We start from the raw sequence: 26,926 nt of genomic DNA on the forward strand, positions 1-26,926 counted from the left end.
TTATTATGGAGGAGGTTATGGTGAAATGTAATTTATCTAAAATTATGGGCGAGAAGAGACTTAAGATTGCGGATGTGTCTAGAGACACCGATGTCAACAGAGGCACAATTACGCGCATGTATAACGAAGAAGCGACTAGAGTGGATCTAGAAGTCGTAGAAAAACTATGCCTATATTTGGATATTGAAGTAGGGGACCTTTATGAGCTAGTCAAAGAAGAATAGACGATCTTCGTTTTAAGATCTAAGTTAATGGTGCTCTTAGCCGTTATTACACCAGACAATACGCAGTAAACTGTCGTTAATCAGATAACATAAATGTTCTATAAAAGAATAAAAAGTTCTATAGAAGATTATTTTAAGTTGCAATAGCTTAAAATATATGTATAATTTAATCTGTAGTAGGTTATTAAACCCAACAGAAAGAAATATTAATCTATAGGAGATTATACATGAACACATTTATTAAACCGCCTCATGCTTCGATTTGGTTGAGTGCTGAAGCGATATCGATATCTACCAAGCTTATGGTGAACCTGCAAATACAACAGGGTTCGCAGCTGGCGAAAATGCTAGGCGTCAATCCGATATTTTATAATGATGAGGCGATTAGGATATGGGTGCAACGCGAGCTAAATGAAGGATTAGTGTCAAATCGTTATACCTTAACGAATCTTGAGACCAAATTTTTGGCCATTATGAATCATTACGATATTACTTATTCGTTGTGATTGACGTCAACTATTTGGTTTGGAGATAACCATGAGCTTAAAACTTATTTTTAACCCTAATTCAGATCAGTCAGACATACAACTATGTGAAGACTATTGGGGATATGGGCATGATGGACGTTATTTAGAGCATATAGAGGTACTCTGTAGGCGATATTATATCGATTATCATATTCTGTTTGGCACATTGGCTGAATGTCAGGTGTACTTAGATGATTTGCACTGTGAGTATTGTGGACGACCGTATCAACCCGATGTACCGGCTGATGTTCTTTATATCAGAAAACAGCCGTCTTGGTTCTGCGAATCATGTATTAGTTTTTCTAGAGGTGAGATTGTAGTTGGTAGGTGAAATTCGGAGTGTACTCAATAACCAGATTGCTGATGCTCTCTGGTTTGTTTGCAAATGTGATTTATTTATAGATATATCTAAACGAGGGGGAAGAGCTGAGGCTTGCTCCGATTAATGATTAAGCCTTACTAGATGTTTTAGATTCTTTTCTAACTGTTCATGAACTAAGGCAACAGGTATATGCCACAATTCAGATAACTGCTTAGTGGCAATATCACTATCCCATGGCATTAGAGACTTTCTATTGAACTTTGCAAATGGGCCATCCGTTTCAGTAAGAATCCGATCTTTTGGCATCATTGATACCAAAGCTTGCCCTTTTTTAGTATTAAGCATTGCAGGACCAACGGTGAACCAACAACCCATATTAATCGCTCTTTTAAGCTGTCCCTGAGTACCTGTAAACCAGTGAAGTAAAGGAATGCCATCAATGCTTTCTAACTCATCTAGAACCTCAGAAGAACTCTTTATACTATGAATACTCATAATCCGACCGCCAGAATTGTGCGAAGTCTTTAGGATATGGCGAAAAACTTTCAACTGAATGTCCCAATGCTTTTTAAAGTTAGTTCCTCCATCAAGACCAATCTCACCGATATACTTCGCTTCAGGTAGTAGAGCATCGAAAAGCTCAAGCTCGTGTGCTCGATGATGAGCAAGCTGGGGATGTAGCCCCAAGGCTGTTCTAATACGAGAACTGTCGTGTGCTAATAATTTGGTTCCTTCCCATGCTTTGGGAGTCGTAGTTACTGATAATAAATATATGCCTCTATCGTCACATTCTTTAGCTACTTCAAATGGGTTTTGATATAGATCCAAATGACAATGCATATCTATCTTCATAACACACCTTCTGATTCGAAATATAGCTTAACTTCATCAAGACCTTGAGTAAACACAGTCTTATAATCTGCTAACTCGTTTTCAGATAAAGGCCCACTATTTAGAACCCAAGTGCTAATGTTCTTACGCTCTTTTTGTGCTATAGCAATTAACATCGCCATAACATCATCCCGATGGTCAGGATCAGATAGTGCATTAGTAAGTGTTTTAAAATAAGTTATATTTTCTTGAATCCCTCCTGTGTGTAGAGATGCTTTACGAATAATACAAGGTACACAAGTTCCACACTGTTGATTTTTACGTTTCCAATGGCTGCAAGACACTGTTTCATTTACTAAATTTGCAAGTAGGGCTCTATTGGCACATTCTAATACCATCTGACCTTTGGTCTTAAACTGATAAGGATTAACAATATTGCATGCAATACCAACTTGATCAAAAATGTCTTGAATGCTTTTAATAAAGTGAGGGTGAGTTGTTCTGGTACTCAGTGAACCAATACGCCTAGGTGTCAATGGCGCATTTAAAGAAATAAATCCATTCTCAGGGACATACAAATCAACACTTTGTAGATTATTATTTTGTTGCAAAGCATTTGCGCCTACAACTGCGAAAGCCAGAAAATTGATACTACGAGTACGCATTGTAATATCTGTGACACCAGTTGCCTTGTGAGGGTCGGCGTTTACTTTAAAACGGGAATACTCACCTGTTAAAATCTGGTCTATTTTTTCTTGATGAGATTTATCGCCTTTATAGGCATGACTAATTAGCAATGGTTTACACCCATCGCTGAGTAGGTCTATTACCCCAATAGTTGAATCTAATCCTCCCGAGAATAGACTTACGCAATCAAGCTCATCCAGTTTAACTAATTTAAATCTTCCTCCATAAGGTATAGGAGGTTCATACCCGCCTTCTACAAACTCTAAGTTCCATATATCGCCACTTAAAAAGTGTAGAGCTTTTTCTAATTCACGCTTTAGTGGAATCCAACTCTCTGGCTCGCAAAGTGGAAGTTTAAGTGAAAGCTGACGCGTCCATCCGTCTGCACTGTCTGAACGTAACACAAACGTATCAGCTGCTGTAACAGCTAAAGCAATAGATAGGAAGTCAATTGCTTTAGGACTGATACCAACGCCCAAACGCTGAATTTTCTCTGTTATTGGATTACCGATAACGCTAATATTTCTACGAGCGTGCCTTCCATCGATTCCGTATAACTGCACAGGTATCAATGAATCACTCGCTACGGGAAGTTGTTGCCAATCATGATGAAATACTAATTCTGTCATACGTAATCTTCCCACTCAGTCCAAACATCTATAATTGTTTGTCGTTGAATTTCTTTAAATTGATCTTGTGTGATCAAACGAATATTATTGGAAAGTCTATTTGCCATATGCTTATCAACAACTACATGGATCAACTCACGTAAAGTATTCTCAGTACGAATTGACTGCGTGAAAGCTTCAGCTTTATTAAAAGCATAACGTGAATCCATTATCATTTGTAGAAGAATATTCTCGGATAAATAATTTATCATGGTATTCACAATAATTTCATCAGTAATACTTTGGGCGTCAAAGGTTTCCATGCCTTCTAAAGCTTCTGCTAGAGCTTGACTCATAGCAAATTTTATCTTTTCTGAATCACCATCTTCAGTTGTAAGAGATTGCGCTATTCTAGATATTGCAATTTCAGCGGGAAGACCATTTAGACTATCTAAATTAATAGTTTCAGTACCAGTGACAGTGACAGTGCCATTGGTCAATAAGCCGAATAGTTGCGAACCTGCACTAGTTGTACTACCTAAACGCCTAACTGCAGCTGTACTTCCTCCACTACTACTTTTTGCGTAATACCCAACAGCTTTTTTGAAGTCTGAAGTACTACCATTAGAGGCAGCCCTGCCTAATGCTTGTCTATAAGGGGAGTATCTACGGTTTTGTGCGTCTGGAAGGGCTTCTTCAGGTGTATCATCAGCCCAAGGTGGTACTAATGGCGATTTACCACCTGGACCAAAACTAGATTGTGACGTTCCCATTACTATCCCCTATACCATGGTTGATTTTTTAACATTTGCTTCATCCAAGGGTGACTTTTATCTAGACTACTTAAATATCTAACAAAAACTTTTGCAGCTTCTGAAGAGTATTCTGCGAGTATAAAAGCTCCTGCGAACCCTTCTGGCTGCGTATTCCAATCAGAAACATTTCTTAAATGACTAATAAGGCCTTCCATAACGGGAACCTGCTCTTCTATTACAAGCTCTTCCAGACTTTTCTTAGCAGCTGGAGATGATACTCTCTTAGTCTTACTTAAGGATTCTAATGCGACTCTGCCTATTGGAGATAAACCAGTTACATAACTACCTAGTGGTATAGTCTCACGAGATAAATAAATTGCTGGTCTTAGATCAATTTCACTTAGTTTAGGCTCAAGTAAGCACCACTCATTAATGAAATCGCGTCGTTGATTTAGTGATTCTGGTAGAGATACTGATTCATTTTTGTCTTCTAAAGCCTTAAGAAAATTAGGTTTTCCTTGCTCTCTATCAATTGCACTATAGAATTCCTTTGTTGCATCTGCTCCAGCACATCTTTCAAATATTACTAGTTTAGTAATAATAGCTTCGTTAATCGGCATTTCACGCCGCTGCGCAGTTTTAACACGCATTTTTATTACATTTAAAAGCCGTTTTACAGTTCTAGGGTTTCCATGAATGATTGGCGAATTGGCAAGTATAGGAGCAATACGCTCAACTCGTTCAAACGATTGTCCTAAGTCACTATTTTCATCATAACCTATAAGCCTTAAAACCTGTTCTCTTGTGATAGGTTCATCTTTCCAAGATTGTTGTAAAGCTTTCTCTAGACCTATTCTAAGCTCACTCAGTTTATCATCAGAGACTTTAGCCTCAATTGCATATAGCATAAATAAGTAAGAACGAATCTCTCTCACACCAGCTTTGGGTACGCGGATAGGCACTTGAATGAGTTTGTCGATATAATCAAGCTGGTGTCTATCTGTACTACCTTTAAAATGCTCAGCAACTGAAGATTTAATCATTTCTTCATCAGCAGCAATTATAAAAGCTGTGTTTTTAAGGAATAAAAATAATCTAATAGCTTCAAGTGTGTGGATTGCATTAGCAGGCAAACAGCGATCTAAATTATCAATAATAATAACTACAGGCTTATTTAATGCATCTAATATTTCTTCATACTCTGTTCTAAAAGCATGGATTTGTTGAGGAGGAGTTTTAGACTCTTTAGGTTTTATCGTTTTATCAAACTCATTCTTCACATCTACTACTACAGCACGACCTTCTGTATACTCATCCTCGTTTTGAAGTCCATCGGTTGCATTACCAATAGCATTAACTCCTCTCGCAAGAAATCCTGCTGTAGGAACACCAGCAAATAGTGCAGCACCCTCTGCAGCTAGACCTAATGCTCTAAAAATATTGACTCGCTTAAGTAAACCTTTACCTTTCTCTACTAAATCTTTATCTCCTTTAGCTTCTTCTAAAAGTTTTGTAGCTATTACCTCTAGAAGGGCGGCTCTCGCATCATCGAAACCTTGATAAAGCCATGCATCAAAATTTATTACGATATAATCCTGCTCGTCATCTTCAAGTTTAGTTTCAATAAGCTTGAGAAGTGAAGACTTTCCCGCTCCCCAATTACCGAAGATTCCAATTGAAATAGGCAGTATATTTTTAGCAGATAAAATATCGACCGCAAGATCCGATACTTCCCCAAAATTTAGATAATCTTCGCTTGATTCAACGTCAGACCACATAATTTCATCTCATTTATATAATTTCATAAACAATAATTATAAACTATTGTACATATCTAAACTTGAATGAATATGGTGGTTTTTGAGTATTGTTAGATGTTTTTTAGTTTTTATTTAGCTAGATGCGACAGTACTTGACGTATGAGATTGTTTGTACCTATCAATTTTTGTGAGGTATTGGTATATTTAAATTCAAATATTAATCTGCAAATCATGAAATACCTCTTGGATTATTTTAACTATTACATTGAATGAACCATTTCCTATGAATCAGAATGCAACATCGATTAATTTTTCAAGAGCTGGTGATATATTTCATTATCGCTGGGCTGTCAAACGCTGCTTGAAGCTGTTAGATTTCGATACGGATTTAACTCATATTACGATTGAAGGTTCTGACGATTATAGTCAGGGTGGTGAAAATGTTGTTGATTTAGCCGAGTATAGGAAGTCAGCTAATGGTGAAAATTCAGTAGAATACTTTCAGCTAAAACACTCTACTGTTAGAGCCGATGAAGATTTTAAGATATCTGACCTGAAAGACACTATTATTGGGTTTTCCCAAAGATATGTAGACTCCGTAAATAGTAATCATTTTAAAAGCTATAAATTCACTGTAACAACCAATAGAAAAATATGTCCTAACTTTAAAAAAAATATTAGTAGTCTTGCCCATGGCATTCCAGCAGATAAAGCATTCGTCAACACTATAAAAAGATATACCAAGCTTAGTGAAACAGAATTGAAAGATTTTTGTTCACACCTTAACTTACATGATATCGAAGGCAATTTTAACGTACAAAAGCAAGATATTCATAAAGAGCTATCTAGAATTTGGATATCAAAGAACGTTACTGATATGGAGCGTCTGTTGGTAGCAACAGTTTGGGAGCGTTTAGAGCCGAATAAGAGAAATACAGTAAAAAAAGAGGATATTCTTGAAGCGTTTAATATTACTGATATTAATGACTTCTTTCCTGCTCCGCCAAAATTTGAAGCACTTCCAAATAATTATGTTCCTCGCCAACAGCAAGATGCCATAATCAATAGTATTCAATCTACTAATGCTCATACTATCATCACGGCATCAGGGGGTGTAGGCAAGTCAATTCTAAGCAGTAATTTAGTTAATATTTTACCTATGCCTAACATAGTGATTGCTTATGATTGCTTTGGCAACGGTGGTTATCGTAAAACTAGCGAGAAACGGCATACTGTCAAAGATGCAATGACGCAGGTTATTAATGAATTAGCCAAAGCTGGGTATTGCCTACAAATTATTCCTACTAGAAATGAGCCTGATGAACATTGGATTCGTCAGTTTTTAGACAGGATAAATGAAGTTTGTAGTAACTTAACAGCCGATCACCCTCAAGCATTACTGGTCATCGTATTTGATGCTGTGGACAACGCCATGATGGCGGCAGATGAGTTCAATGAAAGTTGCTTTGCTAATCAACTTTTAAAGGAAGATGTGCCAGATAACTGTCGATTGGTTTTTACCTGTAGGCCTGAAAGGTTGGAGCTACTTGATCCACCAAGCTCTATCGTACCACTAGAGCTATCACCCTTTACCATTGAAGAAACGCTCAAAAATCTTCAACAACATTATGCTGATGTAAATATAGCGCAAGCAGAAGAGTTTAATAGTTTGACGGGGGGTAACCCTCGAGTGCAAGCCAATGCATTAGCTTTAAATTATAAGTCATTACATGAGTTACTATTGTCCTTTAACTCAACAACCATAACTGTTGAGGATTTGATAGAAAGACAGTTGGCGAAGGCTATTAATGAATTAAAAGATGACTTTCCTTTAGTTTATAGACAGGACATCGATAGCATTTGTATAGGACTGGCAACATTACCACCTTTTATTCCTTTATCCGTATTAGCTACTATTGCACTGGTTCCAGTGGACTTAGTAAAAAGCTTTGTAGCAGATTTAGGGCGTCCTTTATGGCTGACAGACCACGCTGTTCAGTTTCGGGACGAACCTACTGAAAAATGGTTTCAGGATACCTTTACTGCAACCAATGATCAAATATCAAGCTATATTGATGCTATCAAACAACTTGATACCATTAGCCCGTATATTGCTGAAGCTCTACCCATATTACTTCATAAGTCCGAAAAGTATAATAAATTAGTGGCACTAGCACTGTCTGATAAATATCTACCTGAAGGTAGTCCATATGATAAGAGCCTAATTAAGATTATACGCTTACAATATGCTTTTAAAGCTTCGTTAAAAGTTAATCGTATTCATGACGCTACTAAACTCGCATTACTAGCAGGTGAAGAAATTGCTAGTAACGAACGTCAAAATGAAGTATTCAAAAATAATATTGATTTAGTCACTCAAAACCTATCAGAAGGCAGAATAACGGAGCTAGCTCATAAAAAGGTCATAAGAGGAAAATGGCAAGGTTCTGAATTAGTTTATTCGGCGTCATTACTCGCAAGCTTACCCGATTCAAAAGGACAGGCTACAGTTTATCTGCGTTCTGCTGAACACTTTTTGCATCGTTATTTTAAAAAAAGAGATGAAAACGATGAAGAAAAAAACGGTTTCTTTAATGAAAAACTAGAAGATATTGATATTGTAGAGCTTGCTTCAGCACATTTTAATATTTTTGGAAGCAAGGATAGTGTGGATTTTATCGTGGGGTGGAAACCACCAGAGACGATGTATCGTATAGGTCTACGGTTTCTTAAAAGGTTAATTGATAGAGGTGATATTGCTACTGTAGCTCAGATGGCAATTTATGGAAAAGATAACCCTAGCTTTGTCCTTGCAGCGACTGAAGTACTTATGCAAGTAGGTATAGCACCACCACGAGAATGCCTGACAAGGTGTCTTAATATAGTTATTAATCCTAAAGCACGACTTGTAGCATCAAGCGAATATAGCGGTTACAGAGCTTCTTATTCTAACCATACCTTCCTATCATTTTTTGAAGCTTGCCTAATTGAAAAACTACCGATAAAAGATATTAGAAGAGGGTTGAACTATTACTACAATAAACCCTATTCGTATGCTCTTTCAGAAATAAGACCTAATGCGGATGACGTTGAGAATTTCTTACGCTTTTTATCCTTGCAATCAAGCTTTAAAGATAAATTTAAAATAGATCCAAAAAACTTTATTAAACAATGCTTTCAACGGGAGGGGCAAAAAAGCTATGAAGCGCAAAAAGAGTTTGAGGATAGCTGTAATTTAATTGATGAGTTTCTACCGCTATACATCTTGAGGATAAAAGCTTTTAGTGATGTAAATATCATAAGCTCAGATGACTTGAATAAGAATAGAGAGGTTTTCGTCAAGTCGCATTCTAGTCATTATCAAGATTACGATCCTAAAGCTTATTTAGCAACTAAAGCAAAGTTTGAGATCATACTCTTTGGACAATCCGACTTATTTATAGATATATTTATCGAACAGCTCATGACAGACGTAATCAAACGTAGCCTTCAAAATGATTTTTGTTTTTTAAGTGCTAGTTGTCAGCATCATAAGCTTGAAGAATTAGTTGATTTTTTTGAGTCTGATTTAAACAAACTTTTAAACAAGTTTGATATTAAAGAGTTACCAGAGACGTATTCCGATAGTTATATAAGTTTTGCTAGAGCAGTATTAGCTATCGATACAGAGGCCGCATCAGTCTATTTCGATACGGGCTTAAAGAAAGCCACAAATTTTGGCAATGAAGTAGCCCACAGATGGGAAGCAATATCTGCTATAGCTCAACGTAGCGTTGAAGACAAACTATATAGTCCACAGCTTGCCCATCGTTATATGCGTGTGGCAGAGCTGATCGGTGACTCTGATACGGGACAAAACTATTGGGATGAGAGACAAATATTCTCTACTTGCTTAAAAATATCACCTTTAACAACGTTGGCAATAGCAAACAGATGGAAAGAACGTAATGTTGGATGGCATGGTATCTCAAACCTTGTTGGTGGTATTCTAGATATTAAAGAGATTAATCCGATTATTTTATGGGCATTCACAGCATTCAGTTTTGATAGTAGTTTGGTAGGTTTTTTCGATAAGATCGTTGCTATAACATATGATAAGCAGAATCAGCAGACTATGCTTGATCATGTGATTAGAGCGTTAAGGGTTAAGGGCTGTACTGGTAGAGATTGGAAGACCATCGAAAATATAGCGAGCCAATACAATTTAAGCAATAATGAATTAAATAATTTAGAACGATTAATCGGAACTGATGAAAAAAGTGATTCTAAGATAGTACCTATTGTTAATCTCGCTAAAAAGAAAGATAACAGCGAAAAAAATCAGAGCTGGCTAAAACGTTACGGCCATGTAGATATTCTAACAAAAAATGGCTTTAGAGAAGCTTTTAATATTTTTAAAGATAATAGAAGGTCTAGACAGTACGATGATTATTTTTGGCAAGGTTGCTTTGAACAAGTCAGTTCTAGAAAGTCACTAGTGTTTTTAGATATAGTTGTCAATTCAGAAGAATTAAGCTTTCATGGGATAAGGGACGCCTTCGAAGCTATCCCAGAACAATGGAAAACTCGGCCCGCTTTATTGAGCCATTGGTCTGTATTGATAAGTCACCTAGCTTCTAGATTTCCTATTAATTTCACACACAATAATCGTTACGAGCAAAACTTTTTGGGTTCCTTTATTATCAATGAGGCTTCTAGAGAGGTTATTCGTTTAGGAGCAACCAAAGGATTGTCTGAAACTGGATTGGTTGAAGACGCAGGTTCACTTTTTCAGTTTGCGCGTTATTATGCATCGCAACTAACTGTTGCAGAAGCTAAAGACTTGGTAGATTTCGGTCTCTGTCGTTTTGAAAAGTATGTCGATTCAGAATATGCAGACGGCGTATGGAAGGATGAATTTTTATTACCGACCAGCATAGCGCATGCAATAATTAGTTATATCTATGCAAACTTAGGATCTCCTTTTGTAGAGGAGCGCTGGCGAGCTGTACATGCAGTAGTACGATTATATCAATTGGAATGTTATGAGGAAATAGACTTATTGATGGACTGTCTATCTAACAGTGTGTTAGATATTTTCATTCCACCAGCCTATGAATTTTATGCATTACATGCAAAATTATATTTATTAGCTGCTCTAACTCGCTGTGTTCATATTAGTGCAACTCCTTTACTAAAACACAAAGAAGAATTTGTCGCCATAGCCCTTGATGACAGCCAAGGCATTCTATTTCAGTATTATGCCAAACAAATATGCTTGCAAATTTATGGAAGTATCCCCAATAGTTTTGATGAATCCACTTTTAATCGTATTAATCAAATAGCTGTTTCTCAAATCTCCGCTATTAGTGGTGAAGAATACGGCTACTCTACCGATTCACCTTGGCATCAAAACCAAAATTTCAATGACTTACCTGAATTCTATTTTGGATATGATTTTGATAAATCGTGGCTTCCACCTCTCGGTAGAGTATTTGGTATTTCAGCGAAACAAGTAGAAGATATAGCAAAGGATATTTTGTTTAATGAATGGGGTATGGTGATTGATGGCAAGTGGATAAACGATAGCAGGAAAAATCTGTGGAAAAAGCTAAATAGCCATTCACGTCAGTATGATATGCATGGTAGAGATGGTAGTTATCCCGATATCGACAGTTATAGCTTTTATATCTCCTATCATTTAATGCTGGCTGTTGCTTCGAGGTTAGTTAAGACTATGCCAGTTGTTCAAGTCAGCTATCACGAAAAATCATCTTGGTTAGAGTGGTTAGATAGGCATTTATTACTAGATGATAATCTAAAGTTGTTATCAGAAAGCAGAGATTACATACCTATCGAGAGAAGAGACTGGGTGATAGAAGATGACATTAAAGAATGGCAATGGCAAATAAAAGAGAATGATTTTATTGATTTGCTGGTTAGCACTCAAGGTAATAGTACTTGGTTGAATGTAGAAGGCGAATGGGAAGAGGTTGAACATAATAGAATCGAACGGGTCTCATTCAAAAGTATATTAGTATCCAAGTGTTTCAGTCAGTCCTTATTAAACACGACTATTAATCACGAGAACTATGTCCACGAATGCTTCCTCTATGACTTTTGCTTGATTGATGATGAACATGACGACAAAATGTTTACAGCAGTAAAACTACTTGAGTTAGATGAGCAAAGGTACGGTGTTGGCTCTATGGATCCGTTTCTTGGTGGTGTCAGAAGGATGCAGCCATTTAAACTACATTCCTCTATTAAAGAGGTAATTCATTGTACTTATAGCGATGATATGAAAGACTGGCAACTTGATGATAGGGCATGTTTACAAAGCAGATATTGGAGCGAAGATAAGCCAAGTCATAATGACGATTATATGAGGAATGGTAATCAGGCGTTAGCGTCTCTAGATTTATTAACTCTCGTATGTAAGCAAATGAATGTAGAAATTGCTATTCAAGTGAATATTAAAAGAACATATAAAGACTCATATAATAGTCGGAGCAAGGACGATGACATTGGATATATCCCACCCTATAGCAAAACCTTCCTCTTATCTGCAGATGGAAAGCTTAGAGACGCAACAAAGCGTTATCAACTTAGGTAAGCGATTAATTGATAATTTTAAAGATGATGAAGTTGACGAAATAACAGCATGGATGTGTAACTATATCGCTGAAAAGATATTATTAGCTGAACAAACTAATAATGAAGAGACTAAGAAAGAATGCTTTGACACTATACTTAAACTCTGGGAAAGACATTCTTCATTTCCTGATGGCAAACGTCCATTTGAAAATCTTGAGCCCATTTTAAAAACATTTAATTCTCTAAATCCTAATAGTCAAAATTATAGATACCTACCTAATCCATTTGCTCAATTCTCTTCAAATAAAAATGACACCGATTCGAACAGTTGGCTTAAGATGACGAAAGCTTTAGATAAGAATGCACGTATTCTTATCTGTTTTTGTATTGATCAAGCCATTAAAGAAACTATAGATGAAGATACCAAGAACTGGCTGAATGAAATAAGCCGACTCTTGGAAGACCCCATTATTAATTTTAGATTCCTTTATCCAGATGAAGGTGAGTCTAAAGCTAACCAAGATAAAATAGAGTCTTTGAGAGGCAAGCTCGCAATTATGGAAGAGTTCAGGTCATTAAGTGAAAATATTGTGCGGGCTATTGAGGATGAAATATCTGATTTGGAAAAGAACCAATCCGTCACGAACCTTTGATATTTCAAAAACTTTGTTCATGAAATTTTATGCAAATCTTACATAGATAAATTTAACTTACTTTATCACTACTCTCTTAAATCAAATGCCTGTCTATAACTTCTAGTACATTGTTAGTCTTAAAATGCTTACATTCAGCAGAAGAATTGAGATTGTAGGCCATACCATTTTATATTCAAACTGAAAAAATGATTACGGATGAATTGATAGAACGCTCTTCATTCTTATCTCAAATTGAGCTTGATTCTTAAATTTTAAGCTACTGAATTTGTCCATAATCATAAATTATAGGGATCCGTTACCACAACCGACTTTTAACAATCTTGGTCACAAAATGGTCACCGTTTGGTCACCAATCAGGTGGTCACCAATTTTTAAAGGATAGAGTGCATGCACGCAAACTTATCGCGATTATATTATTAAAGAGTAGACTGCCTCTTAATGGTTGGTGAATATATAGCAGCTAGCCCTTATAAATAAGGGTTTTAAAGGAGATTTTAAACATAAAAAAGCCTCAAACAATATAATGTTTGAGGCGAAATTTGAAAAAAACTTAAGCTGTAAATAGTGGCGCGCTCGACAGGGATCGAACCTGTGACCCTCGGCTTCGGAGACCGATACTCTATCCAACTGAGCTACGAGCGCATGTGATAACGATATGTCTGACTGTCACGCTTAGATGCGCATGATAACCAGCATAAGATGCCTAGAAATAAAGACCGCTTAGTCTAACAAATAAAACGCATAAAGCCAATAAATGACAGTCGTGATTGAGGTTTTTTAAGAAAAAACAGCCAAGTCATTAAACAAGCATGGCAATTTACCTGCCTTTTCCCTTATAATGTTGGGGAGAATTCATATTTATAATCACCGATTGCAAGTGCGCTGGCACGCGGGATGGCTGTCTGCTATTGAGGACTTAGAGGTCGTCAAAGGAGGACAGACAGAATGTCCGAGCTGTGCTAGTCCTTGTATACGTAATAAGAGAACGTGACGAATGAGAAAAGTAGTTATGTTATCGGCAGCTGCCATTCTAGGAATCGCTAGTATCGCGGTGAGCCAAGCTGAAGATATTGTCGACACGCCTGTAACTGTGACTGATGTCGCAGAAGGCCAAGAAGTCGTAGAAGAAGCGCCGCAAACGCTAGGTGGTGAGCCCCAAGCTGCTGCAGACACAACAGATGGCGCTGCACCTGCTGATGGTGCCGCTCCAGCAGAAGGCGAAGAGACCGCTGCTGCAGCGCCTGCCGCTGACGAAGAGCCTATTCCACAAGATACGCCGCAAGTACAAAAGCTGATTGCTTTGTATCCTAATCTGATTGCGCGTATTCAACCTGTTGCAACGGTATGTTTTGAAGACGATGAAGTGTGTGACGTAACAGCACGCTCATCTGGCCCATCTGCAGGCGACGGTCCTCGTGATGGTAAAGCAGTATACAATGCGGTATGCCATACTTGTCACGCCGCTGGTTTGTTAGGTTCACCTATCTTCGGTGATGCTGGCGCTTGGGGACCACGTATCGCGAAAGGTAAAGATACGCTATATACCCATGCTATCAACGGTTTCAATGCGATGCCTGCTAAAGGCGGCGCGGACATTCCTGATGAAGAAGTCCAAAACGCTGTAGACTATATGGTTGCAGAAGCAAGCTAATTTTTGCTAACGGCTTTGCTGGCTTTTACAACAGTGATCGATGAGCGCCTATTTCAGTAATGAGATAGGCGCTTTTTTATGATGAGTATTATTAATACGGTACTTCAAATATAAAGCAGTTGAAATTTGCGATTAGTAGCCTCATTTTATGAGATTACACCGTGTCTCCTAGATAGTAGAGCGTGTTGAACATTTTTATATGGCATAGGCCATTATGATAATGACAGTCGAATGTTCAACACGGCCTATTATTCTAAAATCGTGTTTTATACAAATTGATAAAAAATAAGAGGTCTTCATGTCTGATGTACCAGCACTTTCTATCCAAGGCTTATCCAAAACCTATGATAATGGGTTTTCGGCATTAAAAGGGGTTGATTTAACCGTACCACAAGGTGGGTTCTTTGCATTACTTGGGCCAAATGGCGCAGGTAAGTCCACCATGATTGGCATTATCAGTTCACTATTTAAGCCAACCACGGGTAGTGTCCATATTTTTGGGACAGATCTATTAGAGAACCCTTCGATTGCCAAACAGTACCTTGGAGTAGTACCACAAGAATTCAATTTCAACATGTTTGAAAAAGTCGAAGATATTTTGATCACTCAGGCCGGTTACTTTGGTATTCCAGCGAAAGAAGCCAAGCCAAGGGCAAAAAGACTGCTGACAGCACTGGGGCTTTGGGATAAGCGTGACAGCAAATCACGCGAATTATCTGGCGGTATGAAACGTCGTCTGATGATTGCGCGAGCATTGATTCATAAGCCAAAATTATTGATTCTTGATGAGCCAACGGCTGGTGTCGATATTGAGCTGCGCCGCTCGATGTGGGAGTTTATGCAGCAGATTAATATTGAAGAAAACACCACGATTATTTTGACCACCCATTATCTGGAAGAAGCCGAGCAGTTGTGTAAACGCATTGCGATCTTGGATCATGGTGAGATTCGTATCAATACAGAAATGAAAGATTTATTGGCACAGTTATCTGTAGAGACGTTTGTCTTTGATCTAGAGACGCCGCTCACCGAGCAATTGGCCTTGACCGGAGTGACAGATATCTCACAGCCAGATGAGCAGACGCTAGAAGTCACCCTGACAGAAGGCGAGTCATTAAATGGTGTCTTTGATCAGTTATCCGATAAAGGCATCAAAGTCGGCAGTATGCGTAATAAAGCCAACCGTCTAGAAGAGTTGTTTATGCGCTTGGTTGACAAAAATATTGAAAGTGCAAACAGCATGAAGGAGGCGGGATTATGAGTCAGGAACTAATCGATCATAATAAAACGATGTCACTGAGTAAAAAGTGGATTGCTTTTCGTACGATATGGTTCAAAGAAGTGCGCCGTATTCTGCGTATTTGGCCGCAGACGCTATTACCGCCAGTGATTACGATGAGTTTGTACTTTGTCATCTTTGGTAAGATGATTGGCTCGCGTGTGGGTGAGATGGGCGGTGTGCCCTACATGCAGTTTATCGTACCAGGTTTGATCATGATGTCGATCATTACCAACAGTTACTCGAACGTGGTTTCGAGCTTTTTTAGTGCCAAGTTCACCTCTAGTATCGAGGAGCTTTTGGTCTCGCCTGTCTCTAAACATGCAATTTTGATGGGTTATATCAGCGGTGGTATTTTCCGTGGACTCGCCATCGGTGTCATTGTTTCGATTGTCGCGCTATTCTTTACTGACCTTGGTATCGAGCATTTATTTGTCACTGTATTTACGGTACTTGGTACGTCTATCTTGTTTTCACTAGGCGGTTTTATCAATGCGGTGTTTGCGCGCTCATTCGATGATATCTCTATCATTCCAAGCTTTGTATTGACCCCGCTGACCTATTTGGGCGGCGTCTTTTATTCGATGGAAAACTTATCGCCATTTTGGCAAAATATCTCGCTATTAAATCCTATCGTGTATATGGTTAACTCGTTCCGTTACGGTATCTTGGGCTATTCTGATGTCAACGTTTGGTATTCGATGGCGGCTATTTTTGTGTTCTGTGCGATATTTTATACCATTGCTTATCGCTTGCTCAGTAACGGTTCGCGCGTGCGTTTGTAGTTTGCTTTATCGTCTAAGCTGCTGATTGTTAGTAGTTTGACGCTTTCTTTTTTTTTTATTCAATTTGGTCGCATTATTTTTCGGATAGGTGTGTAGGTCTTGGTAATTTCTTTTGTGATAAAAGGAAGCACCAGTCTTATCATGCCTATCCGTTTTTTTTAATAAAATGATACTTGTTACGTAAATGCAGGGGTTGCTTAGCAGAAAGATAAGCTATTAATTGCGAATAGTCCTCATTAGCATTATACTTCTCATTTTTTAAGATAAAAGGTAGCCTCAGGTTACCTTGGTAATTGAGACACTAAATGACCCAATCAGTCAGCGAACAAATCATTCGACAGCAACGTCGCATAGAATCGAAACGCCGATTGGTGTTGTTGGCACTTGCGGTAGCGTGTGTCGTGGGTCTGGTGCTAGATGTAATGACAGGCCCTTCTATGCTACCGATGGGAGAGGTGATTAGCTCGCTATTGCAGCTAAGCGGTGTAGATGATACCTCACATACCATTGTTTATGATTTGCGCCTGCCTATTGCGTTCATGGCTTTGCTAGTAGGGGCATCGCTCGGTGCCGGTGGTGCTGAGATGCAGACACTACTCAATAATCCGATGGCAAGTCCTTATACGTTAGGGCTTGCGGCAGCAGCAGGATTTGGCGCCTCCTTAGTCATTGCGTTTGGTAGTTTTGGTTTGCCACTACAATATGCTGTGCCTATTGGAGCGTTTTCGATGACAATGATCGCCTCTGCGGTGCTGTTTTTGTTTGCGTCATTGCGACAGTTTGCGGCTGCTACACTGATATTAGTGGGTATTGCTCTATTATTTATTTTTCAGTCACTATTGTCATTGGTGCAATTTACCGCATCAGCTGAGGTCTCCCAGCAAATTTTATTTTGGCTATTCGGTAGCTTAACCAAATCTACTTGGTCCAATGTGTCGGTGGTCGCTGTCGTCAGTGGCATTTGCATTGCTCTCTTGATGCGCGACAATTGGAAATTAACCGCGCTAAGATTGGGTGAACAGCGGGCATCAGCACTTGGTGTCAATATCACGCGTCTGCGTATTAAAACCTTGATTTTAGTGGCGATGATGACGGCAACAGCGATTAGCTTTGTTGGGGTGATTGGCTTTATCGGTTTGGTGGCACCGCACGTGGCACGGTTGCTCGTTGGTGAAGACCAACGTTATTTTTTGCCCGCGACCATGCTCGCAGGCGCAGCGTTTTTATCATTCTCATCGGTGTTATCGAAAGTGATTGTCCCAGGGGCATTGTTTCCGGTTGGGATTGTCACGTCGTTTGTGGGTGTACCCTTTTTATTCTGGATTATTTGGACTAAGCGATGAAAAACTGGATTTGCGGGACAGTGGCAGTAGGTTTGATGTTAACGACGTTAACTGCTCATGCAGAAATCAAAACCATCAACGATGTGCTAGGACGCGACGTTCAAGTCGATGTGCCTGCCAAGCGTGTGGTATTAGGGTTCTATTATCCTGATTATATTGCGGCGACAGGCTCGGAAAAATTTGGACAAGTGGTGGGTATTTCACGAGAGTTTTGGGAAGATTTTAATCCCGGTAGTTGGGAATTATATAGCGAAAAATTACCAAATCTAAATAGCATTGGCGATATTGGCAATATTGACAGAGGCACGTTTTCTTTCGAAAAAACCTTAGCAATGAAGCCCGATGTGGTGGTGTTAGCAAAATGGCAATATGACACCCTAAAGGCCGAGATGCCCCGTTTTGAAGCGGCAAACATTCCAGTGGTGGTGGTTGATTATAATGACCAAACGGTAAAAAACCATGTCAAAAGCACCGAGATTTTTGGACAATTGGCAGGTAGCGAGCAACGCGCTGACCAAGCGGCGCAAGAATATGCTGATGGCATCGCAGATATCCAGAAACGCGTACAAGCCGCAGCGCTACCTAAGCCCAAAATCTATATGGAGTTTGGTGATAAAGGTCCGCAAGAGCATAGCTTCACCTTTGGTAAAAACATGTGGGGCGCGATTGCAGACACGGTAGGTGGCGATAATATCAGTAGACCCTTCATCGAAGACTGGGGCATCATTAACCCAGAACAAGTTTTGGTCAGTAAACCTGACGTGATTATGATCTCGGGCACCGAAGTGGGCATGAAGCAGCCCAATGCGATGGCAATGGGAATCGATATCCCAACTGATGAAGCCCAGCGTCGCCTAAAAGGCTTTACCACCCGTAGCGGTTGGGAAAATCTGCCCGCAGTGAAGAACAACCGCGTATATGGCATTTATCACACGACGTCTCGCTCGTTGTCTGATTTGGCAGCCGCACAATTTATGGCAAAAGCGTTATATCCTACAGCATTTGCTGATGTCGACCCTGAAAAAACATACATGGATTTTCACGAAAAGTATTTGCCAGTCAAGCCTAACGGTACGTTTTTCATCCAGCTAGGCTGTGGAGCAAGTATTTGTGACGACAATGCTAATGTTCAAGCAAAAGATCAGGGCAACGCATCAACCGCTGCGACCCAAGCCGATTCTGCTGCCAATATGTCTGAAAACGCCACTGAAAATGTGTCGTGGTTTACTAAGCTTATGAATTGGTTCAGCAGTTTATTTGCTTAAGTAGAGACATGCCCTGATTTTTGACAATTTAATAGAAGAAGTCGCTATGCTCAAGCTTAACCGTTTAACCATCCAATATGGCTCGCACACCGTTGCTAGGGAGATTGATGCCCAGTTTGAGTCGGGCAAGATTTACACCATTTTGGGAGCAAATGGGGCAGGTAAGTCGAGTTTGCTCAAAGCGATTTTTGGTGAGTTGGCATTTTCTGGCGCTATTGACTATCAGGGCAAAGCGCAGAGCAAAGCCCACCTCAATACATGGCGAAAACCCATTGCCTATATGCCGCAAGACAGTCACACTGACGCCGAGTTAACTACCCTTGAAGTGGTGTTGCTCGGACGCATGGATGCCTTGAGCCGTCATATTGGCGATGAACTATTAACAGAAGCGGTCGAATTATTGGCAGAGCTGAATATTTCTCATTTGGCACATCGTCCGATCCACTTATTGAGTGGCGGGCAGCGGCAACTGGCGATGTTTGCTCAAGCCTTACTGCGCCGTCCCAAGATTTTGTTACTCGATGAACCTGTCTCCGCACTTGATATGGCACATCAAATCAATCTATTGGACAAAGTGAGCCATTATACTCAGCAGCATCAACTGATTTGTATTATGGTGTTGCATGATTTGAGCCTAGCTGCTCAATTCTCGGATGAAGTTTTACTGTTGGCTGATGGTCACATTCATGCTCAGGGTATGCCGAGCGCTGTATTGCAATCCGATATTTTACGCCAAGTGTATCACGTGGATATTGAGATTTTGACCAGTCATCAAGGCTTGCCAGTGATTCATCCGTATCGCAAGCAGCTTGCTGGCGTCTGACCCATGCCTGATTAGGTGACTCATGCCTGATTAAGAAAGTTTAACGGCTTTTTTGTCAGGTAAGCTGCTGATTACCCCTGCAAAGATGACCGCTACAATACCAAAAACCTCTATCCAGCCAATGCTTTCACCGGCAAAAATGACCCCATAAGCCGCGGAAAACACAACGGTTAAGTAGGACAATGCCGCGACCGTGAATTTTTGCCCCACGTGATAAGCATGCGTCATTGCTAATTGAGCCAGTAGCCCTGCCACGCCGATACCAATGATGTAAGGCAAACTCGCACTCGTCAAAGCACTCCAACCAAACCATGTCGCTGCTACGGCTGAGACAACGGTCGCCACTGCCGAAAAGTAAAACACAATCCGCCACGCAGGCTCACCCATCAAGGATAGCTCTCGCACTTGTAGCAGCGCAAACGCCGTAAAAATACCGCCACTTAAGGTAATCAAAGTTTCCAACAGTCTGTCGGAGGCGAAGGCAGGTTTTAACATCAAACAAATACCAGCCAATCCCAGTAGTAGCGCACCCCATGTTTTGAGCGATGGTTTGTCTTTGAGCCAAAAAATAGATAGCAAGGCAATAAAAACGACAGAGGTGTAGTTCAGCGTCACAGACGTTGCGAGCGGTAAATGGCCTAAGCCATAAAATGCCAGTAATAATGCCGTCGTGCCTGCCAGACTACGCTGCATGTGGCCCCAAAAAAAAGGCGTCTTGAGGGTTTTTTTTCGCGCAAGGGTCGTGCCAAAAATGACTAAGGCAGGCAACAAGGAGCGCCAAAACGCCAGTTCATATTCATTCATGTGCAAGTGAGTGGCGGCGTTTTTGACCAAAATACTCATCGTAGCAAACAAGAATGCCGCAATAATCATCCAGCCTGAGCCTAGAGAGACTTTTTTTATCATAAGTAGCGATAAGCAAAAAGAGGCAATTGTACCATTCCAAGCGGTATACTTTTTGGTTAATTTAGAGCGTTAAGGAGGGTGGTATCTGAACTCGGGCAGACAATATTTAATGATGTGAAATTAAGAAATAAAAGTGAATATCGGCTTATCCTCATTGGCTAAGGCGTGACAGCCGCAAGCATACAAAAGGCGCACACAGGCAGGCCAATTGCGTTAAAATAGCGACCTATCAATATTACGTACATTATTTAGCAACTTATTTAGTAGTCAGGGCCGTTTATGAGTATTCATGGTATTTTAGGAGAACAAACCACCGATTATCCGACTGAGTATAGCCCAGAGACGTTATATCCTATTGCACGTAGCATGGGACGTGATGCGATTGGTTGGCACGCTGGCAAACTAACGGTTGGCGTAGATTGGTGGCAGGCATTCGAGATCTCTTGGTTAAATCTGCAAGGTATTTCGCAAGTGGCGATGGCCCGATTTAGTATTCCTGCCAGCTCGCCATTTATTGTAGAGTCAAAATCGCTCAAGCTATATTTGAACAGTATCAATTTTACTGAGTTCGCCAGTTGGAATGACGTCCAAGCGTTGATCGCTAAAGACTTGTCAGCTTGTTTGCAAGCGGAAGTACAGGTGGAATTATTTGCGCTGAATGATGCAGCAAGCCTGCTGATTGCCCAGTCAACAGGTATTTGTATTGATGACGCATTGGCAGGTAGCACGGGAAAAATCGCGTTAACTGAGCATCCTGATGCGTTACTGCTGAGTAATGATGAAACAGAAGCGAGCAGTGAGATTTTGGCAAATAACAGCAATCAGCCTTATGTGTTTTATTCTAATCTGCTGCGTAGTAATTGCCCTGTGACCAATCAGCCAGATTGGGGTACACTAGCTGTGTCGATAACAACTGACAAGACTTTTAACAACGCAAATATGCTACGTTATATATTGAGTTTCCGTCAGCATAACGGCTTTCATGAGCAGTGTGTTGAGCAGATATTTGCTGATTTAAGTGAGCATTATAAGCCAAGTGAGTTGATGGTTCGTGCATGGTATACACGCCGCGGCGGTATCGATATCAATCCTTGCCGTGTCAGTGATATGGCACTATTGCCTGCACCCAGTCGCCTGATTCGCCAGTAGTTTATGAGTCGTACAAAAAAGCGCCTATCTCATCAAATGGGATAGGCGCTTTTTTTGTGCATCAAATCAAGCATATCTGACGTTCAATTTACTGACACTGTATGCTTGGACTGCGATTTACTCACAGCCAAGTTTTGCCAGTAGCTCGTCACGGCTAAGCAACTCTTTTTCACCGTCACGGCGATTGACATATTCGTACTTGTCTTCAGCGATGTTGCGATCAGACACGACGATGCGGTGCGGGATACCAATCAATTCTAAATCAGCAAACTTCACCCCTGGGCGTTCGTTACGATCGTCCAGTAGGATATTGACGCCTTTGGCTTTTAGCGTTTCATAAAGCTCAGTGGCAGTCTGCATGACCGTCTCTTCTTTTGACTTCATCGGTACGATAGCCACTTCAAAAGGCGCAAGTGAGTCTTTTACATCAGGTGTTTGTGGCCACATGATACCGTTATCATCGTGGTTTTGCTCGATGGCAGCAGCGATGATGCGGCTGACGCCGATACCATAGCAGCCCATCATCAAGGTTACCGGCTTGCCAGCTTCGCCTGAGACGCTGCAGCCAAGTGCTTGTGAGTACTTATCACCCAACTGGAAGATATGACCAACTTCGATACCGCGTTTGATTTGTAGGGTTCCCTGACCATCAGGTGAGGCGTCGCCTTCGAGTACGTTGCGGATATCAACGATGCGCGTGATGTGCGCGTCACGATCCCAATTGACTCCGGTTGTGTGTTTGTTGACTTCGTTGGCACCAGCGACAAAGTCAGAGAGAATAGCTGCTGCGCGATCGACGAACACAGGTATGTCTAGATCGACACCGATATAGCCCTTGAGCAGTCCTGCGGCTTTCAGCTCTTCTTCGCTCGCCATAGTCAGCGGCGTGTTTACTTCTTCGATTTTTTCCGCTTTGATATCATTGAGCGTATGATCGCCGCGTAGTACCAGCGCAACCAACTGCTCTTCGCCTTCTGGCGTATGGCCTTTGACAATCAAGGTTTTCACGGTGGTGGCAAGTGGAATGTCTAAATGCTCAGCAACTGCTTCGCAAGTTGGCATGTTAACGGTATCAACGTTGGTTAGCTCTTGGGTCGCAGGCTGACGCTCGCCCGTGCTGATGGCTTCAGCAAGCTCAATATTGGCTGCATAGTCAGAGATGGTGGAGAAGGCAATGTCATCTTCGCCACTGTCTGCCAAAACATGAAACTCATGTGAGGCAAAGCCGCCGATAGAGCCAGAATCCGCTTGTACCGCGCGAAAGTCAAAACCCAAACGGCTAAAGATGCGGGTATAGGCGTCGTACATATCTCGATAAGTCTCAGCAAGTGAGGCTTGATCGATATGGAACGAGTAAGCATCTTTCATGGTAAATTCGCGTGCGCGCATCACACCAAAGCGTGGACGAATCTCGTCACGGAATTTGCTTTGAATCTGAAAGAAAGTAATCGGTAGTTGCTTATAACTACGTAGCTCGCCTTTTGCCAGATTGGTGATGACTTCTTCATGCGTTGGACCCAGCACAAAGTCACGATCATGACGGTCTTTGAAGCGCAGTAGCTCAGGGCCGTAGTCTTCAAAGCGTCCGCTGGTCTGCCATAGCTCAGCAGGCTGCGTCATCGGCATCAGCAACTCTTGTGCGCCGATGCTTTGCATCTCTTCACGAACGATGCGCTCAACCTTTTGCAAAATACGCAGACCCATGGGCAACCAAATATACAATCCAGAAGCGATCTTGCGGATAAGACCAGCACGCACCATCAATTGGCTTGAGGCGATGTCGGCATCACTTGGGGTTTCTTTTAGTGTGGCAAATAAAAATTGACTGGCTTTCATAAATAAAGCGTAACCTTATCAACGATAAAAAAATAAGAAATAGTAGGATGTTGAGCGTATGGCTAATCGTTTCATTGCCGCCGCAAGCTTACCTTTATCACTTAGCAATATTCTAGGGTATTTCCTAGTTACTCACATGCTGATATAAAAAAGCACATTAGTAAGAACCACTCTTATAAGAGTAAACAAGAGAGGCAAATTTGATTTGAGGTATGAACATGCCGAAATGCAATATATTCAGGGCAAAAGCCCGATAATACTAAAAGACTGACATTTTATACATACAATCTGACTATGTTAGGTAAAGTTCGCCTAAGACGCAATGACTTTTTGTCTTTTCAGACCGAACGTTATACAAAGGCTGAGATGAGACTCGAATAATTGAGTTGTTGATAAGCTTTTAAGCTAAAGGAAATGTACACTTTAGAGAGGGCTTAGTTTGCTCATTATGTAGAAGATTGGTAGCCATTACTTGAATTTACTGCACAATAGTCACATTTATAGGTTAAGCAGTTGTTTTAATTGCATAAAATCGTTAGTCGTCTGAAAAACGATCCACTCTTATAAAGGTAACTTCTATGAGTAGTCCTGATATGAATAATACCAATGGCACCCACAAGCCAGCGAAGCAGCCTATTGCCACGATGTCTTGGGTGATACTGCTCATTGGCTTAGCAGCCATCGTTTTTGCTATTTATAGCGCGCAAAAAATCACAGAAGAAGAACCGATAGAAACCATTACTCGAGAAGGCGTGGTCACACAAATCCAGCAATTAAACAGACTCCATACCGTCGCGTTCAGCGTTGATACGGTGATTACGAGTGAGCGTCCGGGGAGTTGGATGAAGTTATGGCAAGATGAACAAAAAGCGCTGTTCATCGCTCATGGTCGCGTCGAAGCAGGGGTTGATCTGAGTGCTTTGACGCCTGAGATGGTACAAGTGGTACAGCCTGTTCAAGCCGATGAAGCGCAAGTAGATAGTAATGTACCCATTTCAACCATGCCACAAATCAATATTACCTTACCGCCCACAGAGATATTTTCAGTATATTTAGATGATATCGAGATTTATGACTGGCAGACAGGCGCTTTTGGCATGATGCAAGTTGATCCTAAGATATTGGCGCAAGCACAAACGATGGCAAAAAAAGAAGTGCTAGAGCGTGCCTGCCGAGGAGACGTCATGAATATGGCATTGCAAAACGCCCAAACGCAATTGCAGCAGCTGTTTGCTTTAACGGGTGCTGTCGTGACGGTCAACACGCAAGGTGCAGGCGCATGTCAGTTGCCTGCAGTCACTAATAGCTAATTTACTCTTTTTTAAACTCAGCAATGGCGAGCTTACGTGCTGATTTATGCTCGACCATTGGCGCAGGATAATCAACATCGGCAAACTCCCTATCCTTTGATAGTGCCTTACGCATCTTGTCTTCACTATGCAAGGTGCTCGCGGGGATATCCTTTAATTCTGGTAGCCATGTCTTAATGAACAATGCTTTTTTATCATGAGTGCTGCCTTGGCTAAAGGGATTCATAATACGGAAGTAGGGCGCTGAGTCAGTGCCTGTTGATGCGCTCCATTGCCAGCCGCCATTGTTGGAGGCAAAATCCCCATCTATGAGCTGCTGCATAAAGTAGCGCTCACCCAAGCGCCAATCAATCAACAAGTCTTTGGTCAAAAACATTGCCGTGACCATTCTTAGTCGATTGTGCATAAATCCAGTAGCGTTCAGACAGCGCATCGCCGCATCAACGAGTGGCACGCCTGTTTTGCCAGTGCACCATGATTCAAAATCATCTTCATCGTATGACCAACTCACTTTGGTGTCAGTGTCTTCTTTATACGCTTTATGGCGAATCAGGTTTGGCTTATCGACCAGTACATGACGATAGAAGTCTCGCCAAGCAAGCTCGCTTATCCAGCGGTCGATATCTTCATTATCGCCATCATTACCGTGTAGCTTTTCTTGTACTTTGCTGGCTTGTAGATAGCAGAGCCGAGGGCTAATGGTGCCTATAGTGAGATAAGCGGATAGCTGACTGGTGGCATGCAGGTGCGGCACATCACGGCTGACATCATAGTCATTGATATCATCATCGACAAACTCATCTAAACGCTTGCAAGCAGCAGACTCACCTGCAGGATAGGCGTCCCTTGCGGCTGTGAGTTGGGCTTTCATATCGATATGCTTTAACGAGTCCTCTTTTTGCAGCGTCTTTTGATAATCACCAAGCATTTCTTCACTGAGGGCTTTAATATCGTTGACTGTATTGGCACTATCTTTCGATGATTTTAGATTGATTTTATCATCGCAGTCGACTGCTGGTGCGTCATGCATTTGAATGGTGCTAACGTCTAGCGTATGCCGCCATTTTTTATAGAATGGCGTGAAGACTTTATACATACTATCGCCGTCATTTGTCGTGATACTCAGCGGTGGCAAAATACATTGGTCATGCCAGCGGACAAACTCGATGTCGTCCTTTGCAAGCTGCTCACACAATTGCTCATCACGATCAATCTCATTGCCTTCGTATTCATGGTTAGCCATGACGCAGCTGATGTCATTGTCCTTGCATAAGCTCGTCAGAGCATCTATACAGTCAGAAAAGCTTGGACAGACCTGTACCGTTAAAGTGATATTTAGTTGTGATTTCAGATCTTTTGCTAGTATAGGTAACGTACGGGCAATATGGTCGACTTGTACTAGAGAGGTATCATGCTGTTGCCACTGCTCAGGCGTCAAAAAGAATATGGCGGATACCGATGCATTGTCTTCATTAGCACGTTCGCACAGTGCTGCTAATGCAGTATTATCATGAATGCGCAAATCTCGACGAAACCACATCAAGTAATGCAAAGGACTGTCGCTATCGCTACTGTCATCATTTTTATTATTGCTACCATTGTTGTTAGTAGTCTTTGACATCAAAGTATCCCT

At 40.9% G+C, this 26,926-nt stretch carries 19 protein-coding genes and 1 tRNA gene; 12 read left to right on the forward strand and 8 right to left on the reverse strand.

Features of this window, described 5'->3' with window-relative positions; translation table 11 throughout:
- Nucleotides 1–17: 17 nt before the first annotated feature.
- Nucleotides 18–224, forward strand: coding sequence for a helix-turn-helix domain-containing protein (locus ACHUET_RS09470; RefSeq protein ID WP_394212400.1), 207 nt, complete (start codon nt 18–20; stop codon nt 222–224).
- A 227-nt stretch (nt 225–451) separates the two neighbouring features.
- Nucleotides 452–730, forward strand: coding sequence for a hypothetical protein (locus ACHUET_RS09475; RefSeq protein WP_394212401.1), 279 nt, complete (start codon nt 452–454; stop codon nt 728–730).
- Between the two features lie 463 nt (nt 731–1,193).
- On the opposite strand, the gene qatD is transcribed toward ACHUET_RS09475, so the two are convergent.
- From qatD to ACHUET_RS09495, 4 genes are read right to left on the reverse strand one after another with little or no spacing between them, the layout of a single operon-like run.
- Nucleotides 1,194–1,925, reverse strand: coding sequence for a Qat anti-phage system TatD family nuclease QatD (qatD, locus tag ACHUET_RS09480; RefSeq protein WP_394212403.1), 732 nt, complete (start codon nt 1,923–1,925; stop codon nt 1,194–1,196).
- Nucleotides 1,922–3,220, reverse strand: coding sequence for a Qat anti-phage system QueC-like protein QatC (qatC, locus tag ACHUET_RS09485; protein ID WP_394212404.1), 1,299 nt, complete (start codon nt 3,218–3,220; stop codon nt 1,922–1,924). Before qatC ends, qatD begins: the two co-directional genes overlap by 4 nt.
- A complete protein-coding gene (locus tag ACHUET_RS09490; RefSeq protein ID WP_394212406.1) occupies nt 3,217–3,972 on the reverse strand; it encodes a hypothetical protein in 756 nt (251 codons plus the stop codon). The genes qatC and ACHUET_RS09490 overlap by 4 nt, the downstream gene beginning before the upstream one ends.
- Before the next feature lie 2 nt (nt 3,973–3,974).
- Nucleotides 3,975–5,732, reverse strand: a complete 1,758-nt coding sequence (locus tag ACHUET_RS09495; RefSeq protein ID WP_394212408.1) for a KAP family P-loop NTPase fold protein — start codon at nt 5,730–5,732, stop codon at nt 3,975–3,977.
- A 265-nt stretch (nt 5,733–5,997) separates the two neighbouring features.
- Between ACHUET_RS09495 and ACHUET_RS09500 the strand changes: the two genes are divergently transcribed.
- Complete coding sequence (locus tag ACHUET_RS09500; RefSeq protein WP_394212409.1) at nt 5,998–12,309, forward strand: P-loop domain-containing protein; 6,312 nt, start codon at nt 5,998–6,000, stop codon at nt 12,307–12,309.
- Nucleotides 12,221–12,943 (forward strand): hypothetical protein, encoded by a 723-nt coding sequence (locus ACHUET_RS09505; RefSeq protein ID WP_394212411.1) that lies wholly within the window; start codon nt 12,221–12,223, stop codon nt 12,941–12,943. Before ACHUET_RS09500 ends, ACHUET_RS09505 begins: the two co-directional genes overlap by 89 nt.
- A gap of 568 nt (nt 12,944–13,511) precedes the next feature.
- Here ACHUET_RS09505 and ACHUET_RS09510 read toward each other — a convergent pair.
- Nucleotides 13,512–13,588 (reverse strand) — tRNA-Arg (locus ACHUET_RS09510).
- A 352-nt stretch (nt 13,589–13,940) separates the two neighbouring features.
- Between ACHUET_RS09510 and ACHUET_RS09515 the strand changes: the two genes are divergently transcribed.
- The 6 genes from ACHUET_RS09515 (at nt 13,941) to ACHUET_RS09540 (ending at nt 20,092) form a co-directional block, all read left to right on the forward strand.
- Nucleotides 13,941–14,597 (forward strand): c-type cytochrome, encoded by a 657-nt coding sequence (locus ACHUET_RS09515; RefSeq protein ID WP_394212413.1) that lies wholly within the window; start codon nt 13,941–13,943, stop codon nt 14,595–14,597.
- Between the two features lie 298 nt (nt 14,598–14,895).
- Nucleotides 14,896–15,858 (forward strand): ABC transporter ATP-binding protein, encoded by a 963-nt coding sequence (locus ACHUET_RS09520; protein WP_201599143.1) that lies wholly within the window; start codon nt 14,896–14,898, stop codon nt 15,856–15,858.
- Between the two features lie 29 nt (nt 15,859–15,887).
- Nucleotides 15,888–16,661, forward strand: a complete 774-nt coding sequence (locus tag ACHUET_RS09525) for an ABC transporter permease (RefSeq protein WP_057762348.1) — start codon at nt 15,888–15,890, stop codon at nt 16,659–16,661.
- Nucleotides 16,662–16,966: 305 nt separating this feature from the next.
- The gene (locus tag ACHUET_RS09530; RefSeq protein ID WP_394212415.1) at nt 16,967–18,004 is read left to right on the forward strand and encodes a FecCD family ABC transporter permease; all 1,038 of its coding nucleotides are present in this window, start codon (nt 16,967–16,969) and stop codon (nt 18,002–18,004) included.
- Complete coding sequence (locus ACHUET_RS09535; RefSeq protein ID WP_394212417.1) at nt 18,001–19,269, forward strand: ABC transporter substrate-binding protein; 1,269 nt, start codon at nt 18,001–18,003, stop codon at nt 19,267–19,269. Before ACHUET_RS09530 ends, ACHUET_RS09535 begins: the two co-directional genes overlap by 4 nt.
- Nucleotides 19,270–19,315: 46 nt before the next feature.
- A complete protein-coding gene (locus tag ACHUET_RS09540; RefSeq protein ID WP_394212419.1) occupies nt 19,316–20,092 on the forward strand; it encodes an ABC transporter ATP-binding protein in 777 nt (258 codons plus the stop codon).
- Between the two features lie 30 nt (nt 20,093–20,122).
- On the opposite strand, the gene ACHUET_RS09545 is transcribed toward ACHUET_RS09540, so the two are convergent.
- A complete protein-coding gene (locus tag ACHUET_RS09545; RefSeq protein WP_394212421.1) occupies nt 20,123–20,998 on the reverse strand; it encodes a DMT family transporter in 876 nt (291 codons plus the stop codon).
- 279 nt (nt 20,999–21,277) lie between these two features.
- Here ACHUET_RS09545 and queF point away from each other — a divergent pair, with 279 nt between their 5' ends.
- Nucleotides 21,278–22,147, forward strand: a complete 870-nt coding sequence (queF, locus tag ACHUET_RS09550) for an NADPH-dependent 7-cyano-7-deazaguanine reductase QueF (protein ID WP_394212423.1) — start codon at nt 21,278–21,280, stop codon at nt 22,145–22,147.
- Between the two features lie 117 nt (nt 22,148–22,264).
- On the opposite strand, the gene ACHUET_RS09555 is transcribed toward queF, so the two are convergent.
- Nucleotides 22,265–23,983: a proline--tRNA ligase gene (locus tag ACHUET_RS09555; RefSeq protein WP_394212425.1), complete on the reverse strand. Its 1,719-nt coding sequence runs from the start codon at nt 23,981–23,983 to the stop codon at nt 22,265–22,267.
- Between the two features lie 578 nt (nt 23,984–24,561).
- Between ACHUET_RS09555 and ACHUET_RS09560 the strand changes: the two genes are divergently transcribed.
- Nucleotides 24,562–25,293, forward strand: coding sequence for a DUF4230 domain-containing protein (locus ACHUET_RS09560; RefSeq protein WP_394212426.1), 732 nt, complete (start codon nt 24,562–24,564; stop codon nt 25,291–25,293).
- A 1-nt stretch (nt 25,294) separates the two neighbouring features.
- On the opposite strand, the gene ACHUET_RS09565 is transcribed toward ACHUET_RS09560, so the two are convergent.
- Nucleotides 25,295–26,914 (reverse strand): cryptochrome/photolyase family protein, encoded by a 1,620-nt coding sequence (locus ACHUET_RS09565; RefSeq protein ID WP_394212428.1) that lies wholly within the window; start codon nt 26,912–26,914, stop codon nt 25,295–25,297.
- Nucleotides 26,915–26,926 lie beyond the last annotated feature (12 nt).

The sequence above is a fragment of the Psychrobacter piscatorii genome (assembly GCF_043641605.1).
In the GTDB taxonomy this organism is placed as follows: Bacteria; Pseudomonadota; Gammaproteobacteria; order Pseudomonadales; family Moraxellaceae; genus Psychrobacter; species Psychrobacter piscatorii_C.